The sequence below is a fragment of the Actinacidiphila sp. bgisy160 genome, assembly GCF_057707815.1.
Window position 1 is genome coordinate 19,934 of the sequence record NZ_JBYIQW010000066.1, and the last position, 15,881, is coordinate 35,814.

Below are 15,881 nucleotides of genomic sequence, written 5' to 3' on the forward strand. Positions count from 1 at the left end.
ACACCCTTGACAGCGAGACGTTCGGTTGCCGACACATCGTGCCGTGTCCGGTGGATTGTGTTGCTGTGAACCACCGACACGCCATAGAGTCGCCAACCGTCGGCATGCTGCAACGCTGACCTATTGAGAAGTTTCCTGGTCACCAAGGAGGTAAGACGACTTGTGAATGAGTCGACATTTGCTCCCGGGGGTGGTCAGCCAGGAATGACCGTGCAGACCGAGGGCTCCGCACGGCTCGAACCGGTGGCCTCCGTGGCCGTCCGGACGTTCGAGGCGCGCAGAGCCGGGACAGACAACGAGACGCGTTACGCGAACCCCATGGCGCACTACGAAGAAGAGCTCCAGGACGGTCAGTTCTACGACCCCGACGCGGAGTACGAACCCGATCCCGAGTACGCGGCCACACTCGCGCCCGACGCGGCGCGCCAGCGCCGCGAGCGCGTGGGCCCCACCGGCCGCCCGTTGCCGTACTTCCCGATTCCCGGGCCGCTGACGGACCACGGCCCGGCGAAGATCATCGCCATGTGCAACCAGAAGGGCGGCGTCGGCAAGACGACGTCCACCATCAACCTCGGTGCGGCGCTGGCCGAATACGGCCGTCGCGTCCTCCTGGTCGACTTCGACCCCCAGGGCGCGCTCTCCGTCGGACTCGGCGTCAACCCGATGGAACTGGACGTCACGGTCTACAACTTGCTGATGGAGCGCGGGCTCTCGGCCGACGAGGTGCTGCTGAAGACCGCGGTGCCCGGCATGGACCTGCTGCCCAGCAACATCGATCTGTCCGCCGCGGAAGTCCAGTTGGTCAGCGAGGTGGCCCGGGAGTCCTCGCTGCAGCGCGCGTTGAAGCCGCTGCTGCCCGACTACGACTACGTCATCATCGACTGCCAGCCGTCGCTCGGCCTGCTGACCGTCAACGCGCTGACCGCGGCCCACCAGGTGATCGTCCCGCTGGAGTGCGAGTTCTTCGCGCTGCGCGGTGTCGCGCTGCTCACCGAGACCATCGAGAAGGTCAGGGAGCGGCTCAACCCCGAGCTGGAGCTGGACGGCATCCTCGCCACGATGTACGACTCGCGCACCGTGCACAGCCGCGAAGTGCTGGCGCGTGTCGTCGAGGCCTTCGACGACCACGTCTTCCACACCGTCATCGGACGGACCGTCCGCTTCCCGGAGACCACGGTCGCCGGTGAGCCGATCACCACGTACGCCTCCAACTCGGTGGGCGCCGCCGCCTATCGCCAACTCGCCAGGGAGGTGCTCGCCCGGTGTCACGCCGAGTGAGTCTCCCGGGGGCCGACGAACTGTTCCGGACCACCGGGGGACGGGGGCTCCAGTCCCCGGCGCCGCGGCAGCACGCCAACGGCGAGACCCCCGGTGCGGGCACGGGCGCCGGCCAGGGCACGGACTCCGGCGCCTCCGGCGAACGCCCGCTGCGGCCCGTGCCGGCCCCCTCCGGGGAACCGGCGCCCGAGGAGGCGCCCGTCAGCGAGTCCGCGGCGCCCTCCGAGGCCGCCGAGCACGGCGGCCGGGAGACCGGCGCCGTCCCCGGCACCGCGCCCGCGGCCCGCTCCGTCCCCGAGCAGGCGGGCCCGTCCGGTCCGCCCGTACGCCGCGGCCCGCAGGCCCCCGCAGCGGGCTCCACGGGCCCCCAGGCGGCCCCGCAGCCGCCGCAGCCCCCACAGCCGCGCCGCAAGTCCGGACGGGCCCCCAGGCGGCCCAGCGGGCGCGAGCGCCACGACGAGAAGATCACCGTCTACGTCTCCGCCGAGGAGCTCATGGACCTCGAGCACGCCCGCCTCGTGCTGCGCGGCGAGCACGGGCTCGCTGTGGACCGCGGGCGCATCGTCCGCGAGGCGGTGGCCGTGGTCCTGGCCGACCTCGAGTCCCGCGGCGACGCGAGCATCCTCGTACGCCGCCTGCGCGGCCGCTGACCCGCTCCGCGCGATACGGTGCCGTCCTCCGTACGGCCCCGTCAGTACCACCTGGACCCCCATGCCCCCCGACGACACCGACCGCCCGCAGCGCTCCCGCCGCCTCCTCGGCCGCGGCCCCGGCGCGAACCCCGTGCCGCCCACGGCCGGGGCCGGCGCGGGCACGGGCGAAGCGGGCAGTGAGTTCGGCCACACCGCGCCCGCGGTGCCGCCGCCACCCGCCGCCGTCGAAGTCGTGGCGGAGGCCGCCCCCGAGCCCGGGGGGCAACTGCTCGTCGCGGACCCGCCGCCCGCAGCGGAGGCGGGGGACGAGAAGGCGCCCGCTCCCGTGGCTGCTCCCGCGCCGGACGGCGAGACGCCGCCCGCCGGCGAGCCGGACGACGAGGAGGGTGCCGCCGCGAACGACGGCCGGTTCACCGTCCGGCTGGCGAACTTCGAGGGCCCCTTCGACCTGCTGCTGCAGCTGATCTCCAAGCACAAGCTCGACGTCACCGAGGTCGCCCTGTCCAAGGTGACGGACGAGTTCATGGCGTACATCCGCGCCATGGGACCGGACTGGGACCTGGACCAGACCACGGAGTTCCTGGTCGTCGCGGCGACGCTGCTGGACCTGAAAGCCGCGCGTCTGCTGCCCGCCGCCGAGGTGGAGGACGAGGAGGACCTCGCCCTGCTGGAGGCCCGGGACCTGCTGTTCGCCCGGCTGCTCCAGTACCGCGCGTACAAGCAGATCGCCGCGATCTTCGCCGAACGCCTGGAGGCCGAGGCGCTGCACCACCCCCGCACCGTGGGACTGGAGCCGCAGCACGCCGAGCTGCTGCCCGAGGTGGTGCTGAGCATCGGGCCGGAACGCTTCGCGCAGCTCGCCGTCAAGGCGATGCAGCCGAAGCCGAAGCCGCAGGTGTACGTGGACCACATCCACGCGCCGCTGGTGAGCGTGCGCGAGCAGGCCGAGCACGTCATCGCGATGCTGCGCGAGCGCGGCGAGGTGAGTTTCCGGGAGCTGACCTTCGACGCCCCTGACACCCTGACGGTCGTGGCGCGCTTCCTGGCCCTGCTGGAGCTGTACCGGGAGAAGGCGGTCGCGCTCGACCAGGAGGAGGCCCTGGGTACGCTCCAGGTCCGCTGGACGGGCGGCGAGAGGGCACCGGACCAGCCGCTCGTCACCGACGAATTCGACCAGGTGCCCGCCGCGGCGAAGGACGGGAAGGACGGCTGACGTGACGGAGACGACCGGGGTGGCCGAGGTGGCATCCGAGGCCGAGGTGATCGAGCGGACCGGCGAGGCGGCCGAGGGCGCCCCCGCGGGGCTGCTGTCCGTGGCGGAGCTGGAGCTGCGGCCCGCCCTGGAGGCGGTCCTGATGGTCGTGGACGAGCCCGTCACCGAGGAGACCCTGTCCAAGGTGCTGGAGCGCCCGCGCCGGGAGATCGCCACCGCTCTCCACGACCTCGCGCAGGAGTACGCCGCGCAGGGCCGTGGCTTCGACCTGCGCCTGATCGCGGGCGGCTGGCGCTTCTACACCCGGCCCGCCTACGCCGCGGCCGTCGAGAAGTTCGTCCTGGACGGCCAGCAGGCCCGGCTCACCCAGGCCGCGCTGGAGACGCTGGCGGTCGTCGCGTACCGGCAGCCGGTCAGCCGGTCCCGGGTCTCCGCGGTGCGCGGGGTCAACTGCGACGGCGTGATGCGCACCCTCCTGCAGCGGGGTCTGGTGGAGGAGTGTGGGACGGAAGCCGAGACAGGTGCGATCCTGTACAGGACGACGAACTACTTCCTGGAGCGGATGGGCCTGCGCGGCCTGGACGAGTTGCCCGAGCTCGCCCCGTTCCTCCCGGAGGCGGACGCCGTCGAGGCGGACTCCCTGGAGGGCGTCCCCTCATTCGACCCGGACTCGACGACGGATAGTTGATGCGAAGCAGTAGCGGCAGCGGCAGGAACAGTGACGGCAACCGGAATACCCGGGGTGCCGGTGGGGGCAGCTCCCGGTCGAGGACCGGGGGACAGCGCGGCGACCAGCAGAAGCGCGCGGGCCGGCCCCGTCCCGAGGAGCGCCGCTACGACGTCGGCGGCAGCTCCGGCGGGCCCGGCGGAGCGGGCGGGGGTGCCAGGCGCGGTACCGGCGGCAAGCCGGGCGGCGCGTCCGGCAAGCCCCGCAAGTCCGCCCCCGCGCGCCCGCGCGAGCTGGACGCCCAGATCGAGGAGCGCAACCGCGAGCGGCACAGCAAGCCCAGGCTGAACCTGCCCAAGACCTTCCCCGGCGCCGAGCAGGAGGGCGAGCGCCTGCAGAAGGTGCTGGCCCGGGCGGGCATGGGTTCGCGCCGTGCGTGCGAGGAGCTGATCGAGCAGCGCCGGGTCGAGGTGAACGGCAAGATCGTCACCGAGCAGGGCCTGCGGGTGAACCCCGACAAGGACGAGGTGCGCGTCGACGGGCTGACCGTCGCCACGCAGTCGTACCTGTTCTTCGCCCTGAACAAGCCGGCCGGCGTGGTGTCCACGATGGAGGACCCCGAGGGCCGCCAGTGCCTCGGCGACTACGTCACCAACCGCGAGACGCGGCTCTTCCACGTCGGGCGGCTGGACACCGAGACCGAGGGCATCATCCTGCTCACCAACCACGGCGAGCTGGCCCACCGTCTCACCCACCCCCGCTACGGCGTGCAGAAGACCTACCTCGCCGCGATCAGCGGTGTGCTGCCGCGCGACATCGGCAAGCAGCTGAAGAACGGCATCCAGCTGGAGGACGGCTACGCCCGCGCCGACAGCTTCCGCGTCGTGCAGCAGACGGGCAAGAACTACCTCGTCGAGGTCACCCTGCACGAGGGCCGCAAGCACATCGTGCGCCGCATGCTCGCAGAGGCGGGCTTCCCGGTCGACAAGCTGGTCCGCACCAGTTTCGGCCCGATCGCGCTCGGCGACCAGAAGTCGGGCTGGCTGCGGCGGCTGACCAACACCGAGGTGGGCATGCTGATGCGCGAGGTCGACCTCTGAGCCGTCCGGTCCCCGCCGGCGGCGCCGGTCCGCGTCCCGTACCGGACCGGCCGTCCGGCCGGTTCCGACCGGCTCCCCACGGATAAGGACTTTCCCGGAGGCGGCCGTTCCGGGAAGGATGGCGCAATGACCATCCACGCCGAACGTCTGCGCGGGGCCGGGCTGCCCGAACTCACCCCGGCCCTCGCCCAGCGGGGACACCCGTTGCTGTTCGCCACCGTCTCCGGTGCGCACCTGTACGGCTTCCCGTCCCGCGACTCCGACGTGGACCTGCGCGGTGTCCACCTCCTCCCGCTGTCCGACCTGATCGGGCTGCGGGAGGGCGAGGAGACCCAGACCCGCATGTGGGAGCAGGACGGTCTCGAACTCGACCTGGTCACCCACGACCTGCTGAAGTTCACCCGGCTCATGCTGCGGCGCAACGGCTACGTGCTGGAGCAGCTGCTGTCCCCGCTCGTGGTGCACACCAGCGGCGTCCACGCCCAACTGGTCGACCTGGCACCAGGCGTCATCACCGGCCACCACGCCCACCACTACCGGGGCTTCGCCCGTACCCAGTGGGAGCTGTACGAGAAGACCGGCCAACTCAAGCCGCTGCTCTACACCTTCCGGGTGCTGCTGTCCGGCATCCACCTGATGCGCACCGGCACGGTGGAGGCACACCTGCCGACGCTGCTTGAGCACGTCCCCGCCCCCGGATACGTCCGCGAACTCATCCACGAGAAGGCCGTCGCCGAGCACGGCCTCGCGATGGACCTCGACCCGCGCCGTGTCCGCGCCGACGTCGACGCCCTCCACGCCGGCCTGGACGACGCGCAGCGGGACACCCGGCTGCCCGGCGAGCCGACGGCCTACGACGCCCTCCACGACCTGGTCGTCCGCACCCGGGTGGCCGCGGCGTGAGTCCTGCCGTGGCCGGGCGCCGAGCGGCCTCGGGGGCGATGGCGGGCCTGGCGATCGGTGACGCGCTGGGATTCCCCACGGAGTTCAACGACATCCCGTCGATCCTCGCCAAGTGCGGCCCCTGGCGGAAGATGGCACTGCCCCGCCCGGCCTTCGTCACCGACGACACCCAGATGACGCTCGCCCTGGGACGCGGGCTGCGCACGGCGATGGAGCGCGGCCCCCTCACCCCGTCCCGGCTCGCCCGTCCGGTGCGTGAGGAGTACGTCGGCTGGTACCACTCGCCCGACAACAACCGCGCCCCGGGCCGCACCTGCCTGGTCGCCTGCGAGAAGCTGGACCACCCTGGCCGGCCATGGCAGGAGGCCTGCCAGACCGGCTCCAAGGGCTGCGGTGCCAACATGCGGGTCGCCCCGGTCGGCCTCGTCCCCGGCCTGCGCCCCGAGGAACGGGCGGGGGCGGCGCAGTTGCAGTCCGCGCTGACCCACGGCCACCCCACGGCGCTCGCGGCCTCCGACCTGACCGCGCACGCCGTCCATCTGCTCGCGCAGGGTACGGCCCCGGGGGAACTGGCCGGCCTGCTGCGCCGCCACGCGGCGGAGCAGCGCGACACCTACCACGAGTGGTGGCTCGGCGACCTGTGGCTGCGCGCCCACGACCACGGCCCGGTGGCCTTCGTCCGGCGCGGCTGGGACGAGTGCCTCGGGGCGCTCGACCGTCTCGACGCGGCGCTCGCGGCGCCCGACCGGGATTCCGACCCGTGCCTGGCCACCGGCGCCGGCTGGATCGCCGAGGAGGCGCTGGCGACCGGCCTGCTGTGCTTCCTGCTCTTCCCGGACGATCCGGTCACCGCCGTGCGCCGGGCGGCGTGCTCCTCCGGGGACTCCGACTCCATAGCCTGCCTGACGGGCGCCTTCGCCGGCGCGCACCACGGCCTGGCGGCCTGGCCGGACGCCTGGGTGGAGCGGATCGAGTACCGCGACGAACTACTGGCCCTCGGCGCCCTCTGGGACGGCGACGGCGCCTGACGCCCGCCGGACCCGGAACAGGAAGTCCTCGACGCGGGCCCGGTCCGGTTCGTCCGGGAGCGGGCTGCGCGAGGCGGCGGCCGCGGCCTCCTCGTACAGCCGCAGCATCCAGGATTCCGTCTCGGGCCAGCCGGCCTCGCCCCGCTTCACGGCCAGCAGCCGCTCGCGGTGGTCGCCGGCCTCGATGCGCAGTTCGCCGGTGCGCAGCAGGTCGCGGGCGCTGATCAGCAGCCGCAGCAGGTGCATGGCGTGCTTCCAGCGGGGCGCGCCGTGCGTGCGGACGTCGGCCTCCAGCTTCCGCAGCTGGCCGGTGGCGTAGCGCGCGAAGGACGCGTGGACGTGCCGGGAGAGGAAGGCGCCGCGCAGGGCGAGCAGTTCCCGCCCGACGTCGTCCACGTGTTCGACGAGGGGGGAGTGGAGGCACTCCAGGATGTTGGGGTTGGCGCGCAGGGCGAGCTCGCAGAACCGCTCCAGTTCCCAGGAGAACTGCTCGGGCTCCGGGCCGTCCACGTGACGGGGCGGCTTGTCGAAGCGCCAGAAGAGCGGGGTGGGCGCGACGTACACCCCGCGGCGGTCGGTGTCGCTGCCGTCCGTGGCCAGGCCGAAGGCACGCGAGCCCATCACACAGGCGTAGACGGTGTGGTGGCGTACGAGGTCGTGGTCGCGCATGGACGGGGATGGTACGGGCTACGCGAGGAGGATCTCGCCGCCTTTTTCGGTGATCGCCTCGGCGGGGAGCGGCCTCGGAGCCGGTCCCGCGACCACCGCGGCGTCGGTGATGCGGTACTTGCTGCCGTGACAAGGGCAGTTGATGGTGCCGTCGGAGACGCTGTTCACGATGCAGCCCCGGTGGGTGCAGACGGCGGAGAACGCCTTGAACTCGCCGGCCACGGGCTGGGTCACCACGATCTTCTTGTCCGTGATCACCGTGCCGCCGCCCACGGGCACGTCGGCCGCCTTCACCAGAACCTCGCCCGCGGACGCGGAAGGGGAGGCCGGTGGCGAGGCCGGCGCCGAGGCCGCCGGTGCGGAGGCGGGCTCCGAGACCGGTGGCGCCGACGTCGCCGCGGCCTGCGGCGTGCTCTCGTCGCCGTATTTGCTGCATCCCGCAAGCGCTGCCGTGGACAGCAGCACGATGCGTCGCTTCATGTCGTCACCCCGACCGTTCGAAAGAACCACAACGCGGACGTCAGCCACAGCACCGTCAGCGCCGTGAAGACCAGCCCGCCGACGAACGGCAGCAGCCGGCCCGGTAGTCGCTCGGCCCGCAGCAGCAGCATCTTTGCCGTGAATGTCCCAAAAAAGAAGCACCTGGGCAGCGAGTGCCACAAGACGCGATCGCTGTACGTCTGATAGCCCAACGCGTACCGGCAGTGCACGGCGGCCGGGACGGTCGACGGGAACGCGACCCGGCCGGACCAGCGGTGCAGCCCGCCGGTCCAGGAGGGGGCGCGGACGCCCGGCACCCCGCCGGGCCCGCCCGGCGTCCTGGGGCGTGCCGGGAAGAAGCGGTGCTTACGACCACACCGTCAGCGCGACCGCGCGGCCCTCCGGGTCGCGCTGCACCTCCAGCATCCCGACCACCGCACTTCGGTTGATGCGCCCGTACACGTGCGGGAACCGCGTCTCCCGCGGCACGCCCGGCGGCGGCACCGGATCGGCGTCCTCCCACAGCACACGGGCCTCCAGCGCCTCCTCGTCGATCAGCAGCACCATCAGCGGGCCCGGGGTGCCCCGGTAGAAGGCGTCGGCGACGGCGAGCGCCACCGCCTCGTCGGGCGCGCAGTGCACGAACCCGTCCTCGGCGAGCGACGAGGGCGCGTACGGACGGTCCGGGTCGCGCAGCCAGTCGTCCAGCGGAACCAGGTGGTAGATCATGCTTCATGGTGTACCGCACCGCCCCTCGCGTCTCGCAGGGCGGGCGTGTCCGCCGCGCCCCGTCCGCCGCGACTACGCTGACCAGGTACGTGCGCGCAGCAACACAGGGAGCGATGACGTGGCGGTACGAGCGGTCCGCGGAGCCGTGCAGCTGGAGCGGGACGAGGCGGAGCACATGCACGGGCAGGTCGCCGAGCTGCTCACCGCCATCCTGGAGCGCAACGGCATCGCGGTGGACGACCTGATCAGCGTCTGGTTCACCGCCACCCCGGACCTCCACAGCGACTTCCCTGCGGTCGCCGCGCGCAAGCTCGGCATCACCGACGTGCCGCTGATCTGCGCGCAGGAGCTCGACATCGCCGGCGCCATGCCCAGGGTCGTGCGCATCCTCGCCCACGTCGAGTCCGAGCTGTCCAAGGACGAGATCTCGCACGTCTACCTCGGCGCCGCGGCAGCCCTCCGCAAGGACATCGCCCAGTGAGAACCGCCCTCGTCATCGGCACCGGCCTCATCGGCACCTCCGCCGCCCTCGCGCTCGCCGCGCGCGGCGTCGAGGTCCACCTGGAGGACCACGACCCCGCCGTGGTGCGCACCGCCGCCGCGCTCGGCGCGGGCACCGACGAGCCCCCGTCCGGCCGGGTCGACCTGGCGATCATCGCCGTGCCGCCGGCCCACGTCGCCGCGACCGTCGCCGACGCCCAGCGCCGCGCCCTGGCCCGCGGCTACCTCGACGTCGCCAGCGTCAAGTCCGGGCCGCGCCGTGACCTGGAGGCGCTCGGCTGCGACCTGACCTCGTACATCGGCACGCACCCCATGTCCGGCCGCGAGCGCTCCGGCCCGCTGGCCGCGACCGCCGACCTCTTCGAGGGCCGCCCCTGGGTGCTCACCCCGACCCCGGTCACCGAGACCGAGGTGCTCAACCTCGCCCTGGAGCTGGTCGCGCTCTGCCGGGCCGTCCCGGTCGTGATGGACGCCGACGCCCACGACCGCGCCGTCGCCCTCGTCTCGCACACCCCGCAGCTCGTCTCCAGCATGGTCGCGGCCCGCCTGCAGCACGCCGAGGACAGCGCGGTGCGCCTGTGTGGCCAGGGCATCCGCGACGTCACCCGCGTCGCGGGCTCCCAGCCCGGCATGTGGATCGACATCCTCTCCGCCAACCCCGGCCCGGTCGCCGACGTCCTCGCCGACATCGCGGCCGACCTGACCGAGACCGTCGAGTCCCTGCGGGCCCTGCAGTCCGCGGACGACGCCAAGCGCCGCGACGGCGCCGCCGGCATCGAGGACCTCCTGCGCCGCGGCAACGCCGGCCGGGCCAAGGTCCCCGGCAAGCACGGCTCCGCCCCCAAGAGCTACGAGGTCGTCGCCGTCCTCATCGGCGACCAGCCGGGAGAGCTGGCGCGGCTGTTCGCGGACGCGGGGGCGGCGGGGGTGAACATCGAGGACGTGCGGATCGAGCACTCGACGGGGCAGCAGGCGGGTCTGGTGCAGTTGATGGTGGAGCCCGCCGCGGCGACGCGGTTGTCGGCGGCGTTGCGGGAGCGGGGCTGGTCGCTGCGCGCCTGAGCGGGGCCGCCGGGGAAATCGTGGTACGGAGCCGAATGGGTGGGCCGGTAACCTTGTGGGGATGGCATTGCGCCAGCCGTGTCGCTGCTCCACGCACAAGGAAGGTCCCCCGACTGTGTCGAATCCGGTGATCGTCGCGATCGACGGCCCCTCGGGCACTGGCAAGTCCAGCACTTCGAAGGCGGTCGCGGCCAAGCTCGGTCTGAGCTACCTGGACACCGGCGCGCAGTACCGGGCGATGACCTGGTGGATGCTGAGCAACGGCGTCGACGTGAACGACGCGGCCGCCGTGGCGACCGCCGCCGAGAAGCCGGTGATCGTCTCCGGGTCCGACCCGGCGGCACCCACGATCACGGTGGACGGCGTGGACGCCTCCGGCCCGATCCGCACCCAGGAGGTCACCGCGGCGGTCAGCGCCGTCAGCGCGGTGCCGGAGGTGCGTACCCGGCTGGTCGGTCTGCAGCGCGACGCGGCCGCCGCCGCGCCTGTCGGCATCGTCGTCGAGGGCCGGGACATCGGCACCACCGTGCTGCCGGACGCCACCGTCAAGATCTACCTCACCGCCTCCGCGGAGGCCCGCGCCGCCCGCCGCGGCGGCGAACTGAAGGCCGCCGGCAGCGCCCAGGTCGACCTCCTGGCGACCCGGGAGGCCCTGGTGCGGCGCGACGCGGCCGACTCCGGCCGCAAGACCTCCCCGCTGGCGAAGGCGGGCGACGCCATAGAGGTCGACACCAGCGAGCTCACCCTCGACCAGGTCATCGAGTGCGTCGTCACCCTGATCGAGGAGAAGCGGGCCGCTTCGTGAGTGACTCCTCCGCGGTTCCGGGGCCGAAGGGCGCGGCGGTCGGCCGCCGCCTCGGCATCGGGATCATCAACAGCCTCTGGCGCCCCCGGGTGCTCGGAACCTGGCGGATGCCGGCCATGGGGCCGGTGATCCTGGCCGTGAACCACTCGCACTACGTGGACGGGCCGGTGCTCATGGGCACCTGCCCGCGCCCGGTGCACTTCCTGATCAAGAAGGAGGCGTTCATCGGGCCGCTGGACCCGTTCCTGCGTGGGATCGGTCAGCTCCCGGTGGACCGCCACAGCACCGACCGCACCGCGGTGACCAGCGCGCTCGGCGTGCTGGAGCGCGGCGGGGTCCTCGGGATCTTCCCCGAGGGCACCCGGGGCGAGGGCGACTTCGCCGACCTGCGGGCGGGCCTGGCGTACTTCGCGGTGCGCTCCGGCGCGCCCATCGTGCCGGTCGCGGTCCTCGGCACGTCCCGGCCGGGACGGCTGATCCGCGGCCTGCCGCCGGTGCGCGGCCGGGTCGACATCGTCTTCGGCGACCCTTTCGACGCCGGCGACGGGACCGGGCGCCGTACCCGTACGGCGCTGGACGCCGCCACCGTACGCATCCAGAAGCACCTGACCGGCCACCTCGAGTACGCCCGGCGCGCCACGGGCCGCGCCTCCTAGCGCCGGCCTGACCCACACTGGGGCGTGCAAGCCCCCGCACATCTGACGATCGACGGAGAAGCTTTCATGGACATCGAGAACGAGTACGGCGAAGTCGGCGCGCTCGACGACGCCGAGTACGCCGAGTTCATGGAGCTCGCCGCCGAGGAGGGCTTCGACCCCGACGAGGTCGCCGGCGACCTCGCGGCGGCGGGCCACGGCCCGCTGCCGGTCGTCGCGGTCGTCGGCCGCCCGAACGTCGGCAAGTCGACCCTGGTGAACCGGATCATCGGCCGCCGCGAGGCGGTCGTCGAGGACCGCCCCGGCGTCACCCGCGACCGCGTCACGTACGAGGCCGACTGGAACGGCCGCCGCTTCAAGATCGTCGACACCGGCGGCTGGGAGCAGGACGTGCTCGGCATCGACGCGTCCGTGGCCGCCCAGGCCGAGTTCGCCATCGAGGCCGCCGACGCCGTGGTCTTCGTGGTGGACGCCACGGTCGGCGCGACCGACACCGACGAGGCCGTCGTCAAGCTGCTCCGCAAGGCCGGGAAGCCGGTCGTGCTGTGCGCCAACAAGGTCGACGGCCCCTCGGGCGAGGCGGACGCCGCCATGCTGTGGAACCTCGGCCTCGGCGAGCCCTTCCCGGTCTCGTCGCTGCACGGCCGCGGCACGGGCGACCTGCTGGACGCGATGCTGGAGGCGCTTCCCGAGGCGCCGATGCAGTCCTTCGCGGGCACCATCGGCGGTCCGCGCCGGGTCGCGCTGATCGGCCGCCCGAACGTCGGCAAGTCCTCGCTGCTCAACAAGGTGGCCGGCGAGGAGCGCGTCGTCGTCAACGAGCTGGCCGGCACGACCCGCGACCCGGTCGACGAGCTCATCGAGCTCGGCGGCAAGACCTGGAAATTCGTGGACACCGCGGGCATCCGCCGTCGCGTCCACCTCCAGGAGGGCGCGGACTACTATGCCTCGCTGCGCACCGCTGCCGCCCTGGAGAAGGCGGAGGTCGCCGTCGTCCTGATCGACGCCGGCGAGACGCTCGCCGAGCAGGACACCCGCATCATCTCGCTGGCCGTCGAGGCGGGCCGCGCCATCGTCATCGCCTACAACAAGTGGGACCTGCTGGACGAGGAGCGGCGCTACTACCTCGAGCGCGAGATCGAGAAGGACCTCGTACAGGTCCAGTGGGCGCCCCGGGTGAACGTCTCCGCCCGCACCGGCCGCCACATGGAGAAGCTGGTCCCGGCCATCGAGACGGCACTGGCAGGCTGGGAGACCCGGGTCCCCACGGGCCGCCTCAACGCCTTCCTGGGCGAGCTCGTAGCCGCCCACCCCCACCCGATCCGTGGCGGCAAGCAACCCCGCATCCTCTTCGGTACCCAGGCCGGCACCAAGCCCCCGCGCTTCGTGCTCTTCGCCTCCGGCTTCCTGGAGGCGGGCTACCGCCGCTTCATCGAGCGGCGGTTGCGTGAGGAGTTCGGGTTCGCGGGGACGCCGATCCAGGTGTCGGTGCGGGTGCGGGAGAAGCGCGGTCGCAAGAAGTAGCCGTCTGGGGGCCGGACATGGTGCCGCCCGCCGGGTCGGCTCCTCGGGGCGGATCGGGCGGGCGGTACGGCGCGTGCGGGGTGGGTCAGAGCCCGCCGTGCATGCGGTTCTCGGCGAGGCCCGGGGGGAGGGCGGGGAGGTCGCCGCGGTGGCGGCCCGCGCGGTAGGGGGAGCCCGGACCACCGCGGTCGGCGAAGCCGTTGAACTGCAGGTCCTCCTCGCCGGTGCGGTCGCCGGGGAGGGTGCGGAAGAGCCTGCGGTACTCGGAGTAGAGCGCGTCGTAGATCGGCGTGCCCTCACTCACGGACGCGTCCTGCGCGGTGCGCATGGGGGGGATCGGGCTGCGGTACTGGGCTCGTGAGGAAGCGTCAAAGGTGTGCACGTCGTGGCAACGAGCGTTTCATCTGCGGGGATGCGGGTCGTACGGATGAATCACGCATATGCGCTTCCATAGGCCAAAGGCGCGTACGGGCAGGCCGTACGCGCCTTCGGCCGGAGCCGGGGGATCAGGTGCCGGAGAGCGGCATCGTCGCCGCGACGAGGAGCCCGCGCCCGCAGGCGCGCTCCAGGGCGTCGCGCAGCAGGTCCTCACGGGGCTGCTGGCCGATGGTGCCGTGCGGGGCGGCGTAGACGTACACCTCGTTGGACCTGTTGACCGCCTGGCGCCAGCCCTCGCTCACCGCGAGCGGCTGGTGCGCCTGCCACCACGCGCCGGCGGAGCCGGGCTGCAGGATGGCGTGCAGCTGCCCCATGGCCAGCAGCACGGACCAGCCGGGCAGCGGGAAGGGCGGCGTCGACATGTCGTTGACGGGCAGGAAACCCTGCTCGATCAGGATCGGCAGGAATTCGTCGCCGGGGCCGTTGTCACCGGGGCGGGCGATCGGGCCGGTGGGCTCGATGACCAGGGCCGGGCACACCTCGTCCTTGATCAGGACGAGGCCGCAGGTGATGCCGAGCACCGCCTGGCGCGGAGCGGCGGCAGCCGCCGCGGCGCCGGCCGTGTCCTCGCCGGCGATGCTCTGCACCGCGCCCTGCAGTTGCTCCTCCGAGACCGGCACGACCTGGGAGGGGATGCAGGTCGCGTGGGCGAAGGCGAGCACGGCGGTCTCCTCGCCGACGAAGAGCACCGTGCTGGTGCGCTCCGTGGCGGTGTCCCCCGGGGTGCGGCAGGAGGTGCAGTCGTACGTGCCGGGCGCGCTGTCACCGGCCAGCAGGCGTGCCGCCTCCTCATCGCCGATCTCGGCTCGTACCTCGTCGCTGACGTCGAGCATGGGCGGCACTGAAGCCTCCTTGGAAATGTACGGCTACGGGCTCCTTCGCCGGGCCTCGCCCGGCACATAGTGACAACGGCCGATCTGTGGCCGGAGTCACGGGTTTCTTGGTGCGTGCTCGGGCGTCCGTGTGCGGAGTGTGAGCGGCGGTGCGGAGCCGGTCACTCCATGTCCCACCTTTCACCCCGGGAAGCCTCCACGCCTATGAGACACGTCACATGGCGCATATGCGCTGTGCGGTCATGCCGCAAAAAACACTATTGATCCGGTGTCCTGAATGGGTCTTTACCTCCGGTAACTCGCAAGTGGCCTGCGGCGCCGGGGATTTGTTTGGTGACGGAACGCCACCCTGCCTAGATTGGCCCGCCGTGCGCAGAGAGCACCACCCGGGAGGGCTCGCACGGAGGGTGACCGTGGATCGGAATGCCATCGGTCGGCGAGCGAAGGGGACGGGGACCGCGCCGGATGCGCGGGTACCCCGTCCGTCGGGCGCCGTACCAGGGGTACGGCGTGATGGGGAACCCCGGGTCCGTGGAGAGGGATTCCATGGCCGTATCAGCCAAGTACCGTCAGTCCGCAGTCGTAGCCGGCGTCACCGTGCTGACCCCGCTGGCCCTCATGGCCGTCGCGGGGCCCGCGAAGGCCGCCGACCGTGGGGTCTGGGACCGCATCGCCAACTGCGAGAGCGGCGGGAACTGGCACATCAACACTGGCAACGGGTTCTACGGGGGACTCCAGTTCTCGGCCGGGACCTGGCGCGCCTACGGCGGCACCGCTTACGCGGGGACCGCCGACCGGGCGAGCCGTGAGCAGCAGATCGCCGTCGCCACCAAGGTGCAGCGGGCGCAGGGCTGGGGCGCCTGGCCCACCTGCTCCGCCCGTGCCGGCGCCTACGGGAGCGCGCCCACCCGCGGTACGGCCCCGGCCGCGCCCAAGGCGCGGCGGCACACCGCCCCGGCGCCCGCGAAGCAGTCACGGGGCACCGGCGGCCACGCCGACCGTGGCCAGAGCCGGGCGAAGGGGCAGGGCAACTACAGCGTCCGCGGCGGCGACACCCTGAGCGGCATCGCGGCCGCCCACGGGACGACCTGGAAGAAGCTGTACGCCGTCAACCGGTCCGTGATCGGCGCCGACCCCAACCTGATCCTGCCGGGTCAGCGGCTGTCGGTCTGACCTCCCGCGCACCCCGGACCACCCGGGCGCGGCCGTGCGCCGAACGGGTGGGCCCGGGGTGCGCCCACGGGGGGGGGGGGGGGGGGGGAAAAAGAAAAAAAAAAAAAACAGGAAAAAAAAAAAGAAAAAAAAAAAAAGAGAAAAACAGAAAAGAAACACCACCACAACA

The 15,881-nt window shown here is 72.5% G+C and carries 18 protein-coding genes and 1 pseudogene; 13 read left to right on the forward strand and 6 right to left on the reverse strand.

Going from position 1 to position 15,881, the window contains the following annotated elements; all coding sequences use genetic code 11:
- Positions 1-204: 204 nt before the first annotated feature.
- The 7 genes from AC3EUJ_RS32725 to AC3EUJ_RS32755 all read left to right on the forward strand — a co-directional run bounded on the left by AC3EUJ_RS32725 (position 205) and on the right by AC3EUJ_RS32755 (position 6,842).
- Entirely contained in the window at positions 205-1,278 is a 1,074-nt protein-coding gene (locus AC3EUJ_RS32725; protein WP_431967850.1) for a ParA family protein, read from the forward strand.
- Positions 1,275-1,928, forward strand: coding sequence for a hypothetical protein (locus AC3EUJ_RS32730; RefSeq protein WP_431967852.1), 654 nt, complete (start codon positions 1,275-1,277; stop codon positions 1,926-1,928). The genes AC3EUJ_RS32725 and AC3EUJ_RS32730 overlap by 4 nt, the downstream gene beginning before the upstream one ends.
- Before the next feature lie 61 nt (positions 1,929-1,989).
- Positions 1,990-3,144 (forward strand): segregation and condensation protein A, encoded by a 1,155-nt coding sequence (locus tag AC3EUJ_RS32735; RefSeq protein WP_431967854.1) that lies wholly within the window; start codon positions 1,990-1,992, stop codon positions 3,142-3,144.
- A gap of 46 nt (positions 3,145-3,190) precedes the next feature.
- Complete coding sequence (scpB, locus tag AC3EUJ_RS32740) at positions 3,191-3,832, forward strand: SMC-Scp complex subunit ScpB (RefSeq protein ID WP_431967888.1); 642 nt, start codon at positions 3,191-3,193, stop codon at positions 3,830-3,832.
- Positions 3,832-4,911 carry a pseudouridine synthase gene (locus tag AC3EUJ_RS32745; RefSeq protein WP_431967856.1) on the forward strand — a complete coding sequence of 360 codons (1,080 nt, stop codon included), beginning with the start codon at positions 3,832-3,834 and terminating at the stop codon, positions 4,909-4,911. The genes scpB and AC3EUJ_RS32745 overlap by 1 nt, the downstream gene beginning before the upstream one ends.
- Before the next feature lie 126 nt (positions 4,912-5,037).
- Positions 5,038-5,814, forward strand: coding sequence for a nucleotidyltransferase domain-containing protein (locus AC3EUJ_RS32750; RefSeq protein ID WP_431967858.1), 777 nt, complete (start codon positions 5,038-5,040; stop codon positions 5,812-5,814).
- A gap of 38 nt (positions 5,815-5,852) precedes the next feature.
- Entirely contained in the window at positions 5,853-6,842 is a 990-nt protein-coding gene (locus AC3EUJ_RS32755; protein WP_431967890.1) for an ADP-ribosylglycohydrolase family protein, read from the forward strand.
- On the opposite strand, the gene AC3EUJ_RS32760 is transcribed toward AC3EUJ_RS32755, so the two are convergent.
- The 4 genes and pseudogenes from AC3EUJ_RS32760 to AC3EUJ_RS32775 all read right to left on the reverse strand — a co-directional run bounded on the left by AC3EUJ_RS32760 (position 6,801) and on the right by AC3EUJ_RS32775 (position 8,720).
- Positions 6,801-7,511: a nucleotidyltransferase domain-containing protein gene (locus AC3EUJ_RS32760; protein WP_431967860.1), complete on the reverse strand. Its 711-nt coding sequence runs from the start codon at positions 7,509-7,511 to the stop codon at positions 6,801-6,803. The two genes, AC3EUJ_RS32755 and AC3EUJ_RS32760, sit on opposite strands and share 42 nt — an antisense overlap.
- 18 nt (positions 7,512-7,529) lie before the next feature.
- Positions 7,530-7,991, reverse strand: coding sequence for a Rieske (2Fe-2S) protein (locus AC3EUJ_RS32765; protein WP_431967862.1), 462 nt, complete (start codon positions 7,989-7,991; stop codon positions 7,530-7,532).
- Positions 7,988-8,290, reverse strand: a pseudogene (locus AC3EUJ_RS32770) (DUF6529 family protein); the annotation flags it as partial. The pseudogene AC3EUJ_RS32770 and the gene AC3EUJ_RS32765, both read right to left, overlap by 4 nt.
- 67 nt (positions 8,291-8,357) lie before the next feature.
- Positions 8,358-8,720 carry a DUF952 domain-containing protein gene (locus tag AC3EUJ_RS32775; protein WP_431967864.1) on the reverse strand — a complete coding sequence of 121 codons (363 nt, stop codon included), beginning with the start codon at positions 8,718-8,720 and terminating at the stop codon, positions 8,358-8,360.
- Positions 8,721-8,838: 118 nt separating this feature from the next.
- On the opposite strand from AC3EUJ_RS32775, the gene aroH reads away from it, so the two are divergent.
- The 5 genes from aroH to der all read left to right on the forward strand — a co-directional run bounded on the left by aroH (position 8,839) and on the right by der (position 13,268).
- Complete coding sequence (gene aroH, locus AC3EUJ_RS32780) at positions 8,839-9,201, forward strand: chorismate mutase (protein WP_431967866.1); 363 nt, start codon at positions 8,839-8,841, stop codon at positions 9,199-9,201.
- Positions 9,198-10,283, forward strand: coding sequence for a prephenate dehydrogenase (locus AC3EUJ_RS32785; RefSeq protein WP_431967868.1), 1,086 nt, complete (start codon positions 9,198-9,200; stop codon positions 10,281-10,283). Before aroH ends, AC3EUJ_RS32785 begins: the two co-directional genes overlap by 4 nt.
- Positions 10,284-10,344: 61 nt before the next feature.
- Positions 10,345-11,088: a (d)CMP kinase gene (gene cmk, locus AC3EUJ_RS32790; RefSeq protein ID WP_431967870.1), complete on the forward strand. Its 744-nt coding sequence runs from the start codon at positions 10,345-10,347 to the stop codon at positions 11,086-11,088.
- Positions 11,046-11,744, forward strand: a complete 699-nt coding sequence (locus AC3EUJ_RS32795; RefSeq protein ID WP_431967872.1) for a lysophospholipid acyltransferase family protein — start codon at positions 11,046-11,048, stop codon at positions 11,742-11,744. The genes cmk and AC3EUJ_RS32795 overlap by 43 nt, the downstream gene beginning before the upstream one ends.
- Positions 11,745-11,810: 66 nt before the next feature.
- Positions 11,811-13,268, forward strand: a complete 1,458-nt coding sequence (gene der / locus AC3EUJ_RS32800; RefSeq protein WP_431967874.1) for a ribosome biogenesis GTPase Der — start codon at positions 11,811-11,813, stop codon at positions 13,266-13,268.
- An 85-nt stretch (positions 13,269-13,353) separates the two neighbouring features.
- Here the strand turns inward: der and AC3EUJ_RS32805 are convergent, their stop codons facing one another.
- Complete coding sequence (locus AC3EUJ_RS32805) at positions 13,354-13,596, reverse strand: hypothetical protein (RefSeq protein WP_431967876.1); 243 nt, start codon at positions 13,594-13,596, stop codon at positions 13,354-13,356.
- Positions 13,597-13,774: 178 nt separating this feature from the next.
- Positions 13,775-14,548 carry a hypothetical protein gene (locus tag AC3EUJ_RS32810; RefSeq protein WP_431967878.1) on the reverse strand — a complete coding sequence of 258 codons (774 nt, stop codon included), beginning with the start codon at positions 14,546-14,548 and terminating at the stop codon, positions 13,775-13,777.
- A 537-nt stretch (positions 14,549-15,085) separates the two neighbouring features.
- Between AC3EUJ_RS32810 and AC3EUJ_RS32815 the strand changes: the two genes are divergently transcribed.
- Positions 15,086-15,712 (forward strand): LysM peptidoglycan-binding domain-containing protein, encoded by a 627-nt coding sequence (locus tag AC3EUJ_RS32815; RefSeq protein ID WP_431967880.1) that lies wholly within the window; start codon positions 15,086-15,088, stop codon positions 15,710-15,712.
- Positions 15,713-15,881: the final 169 nt, after the last annotated feature.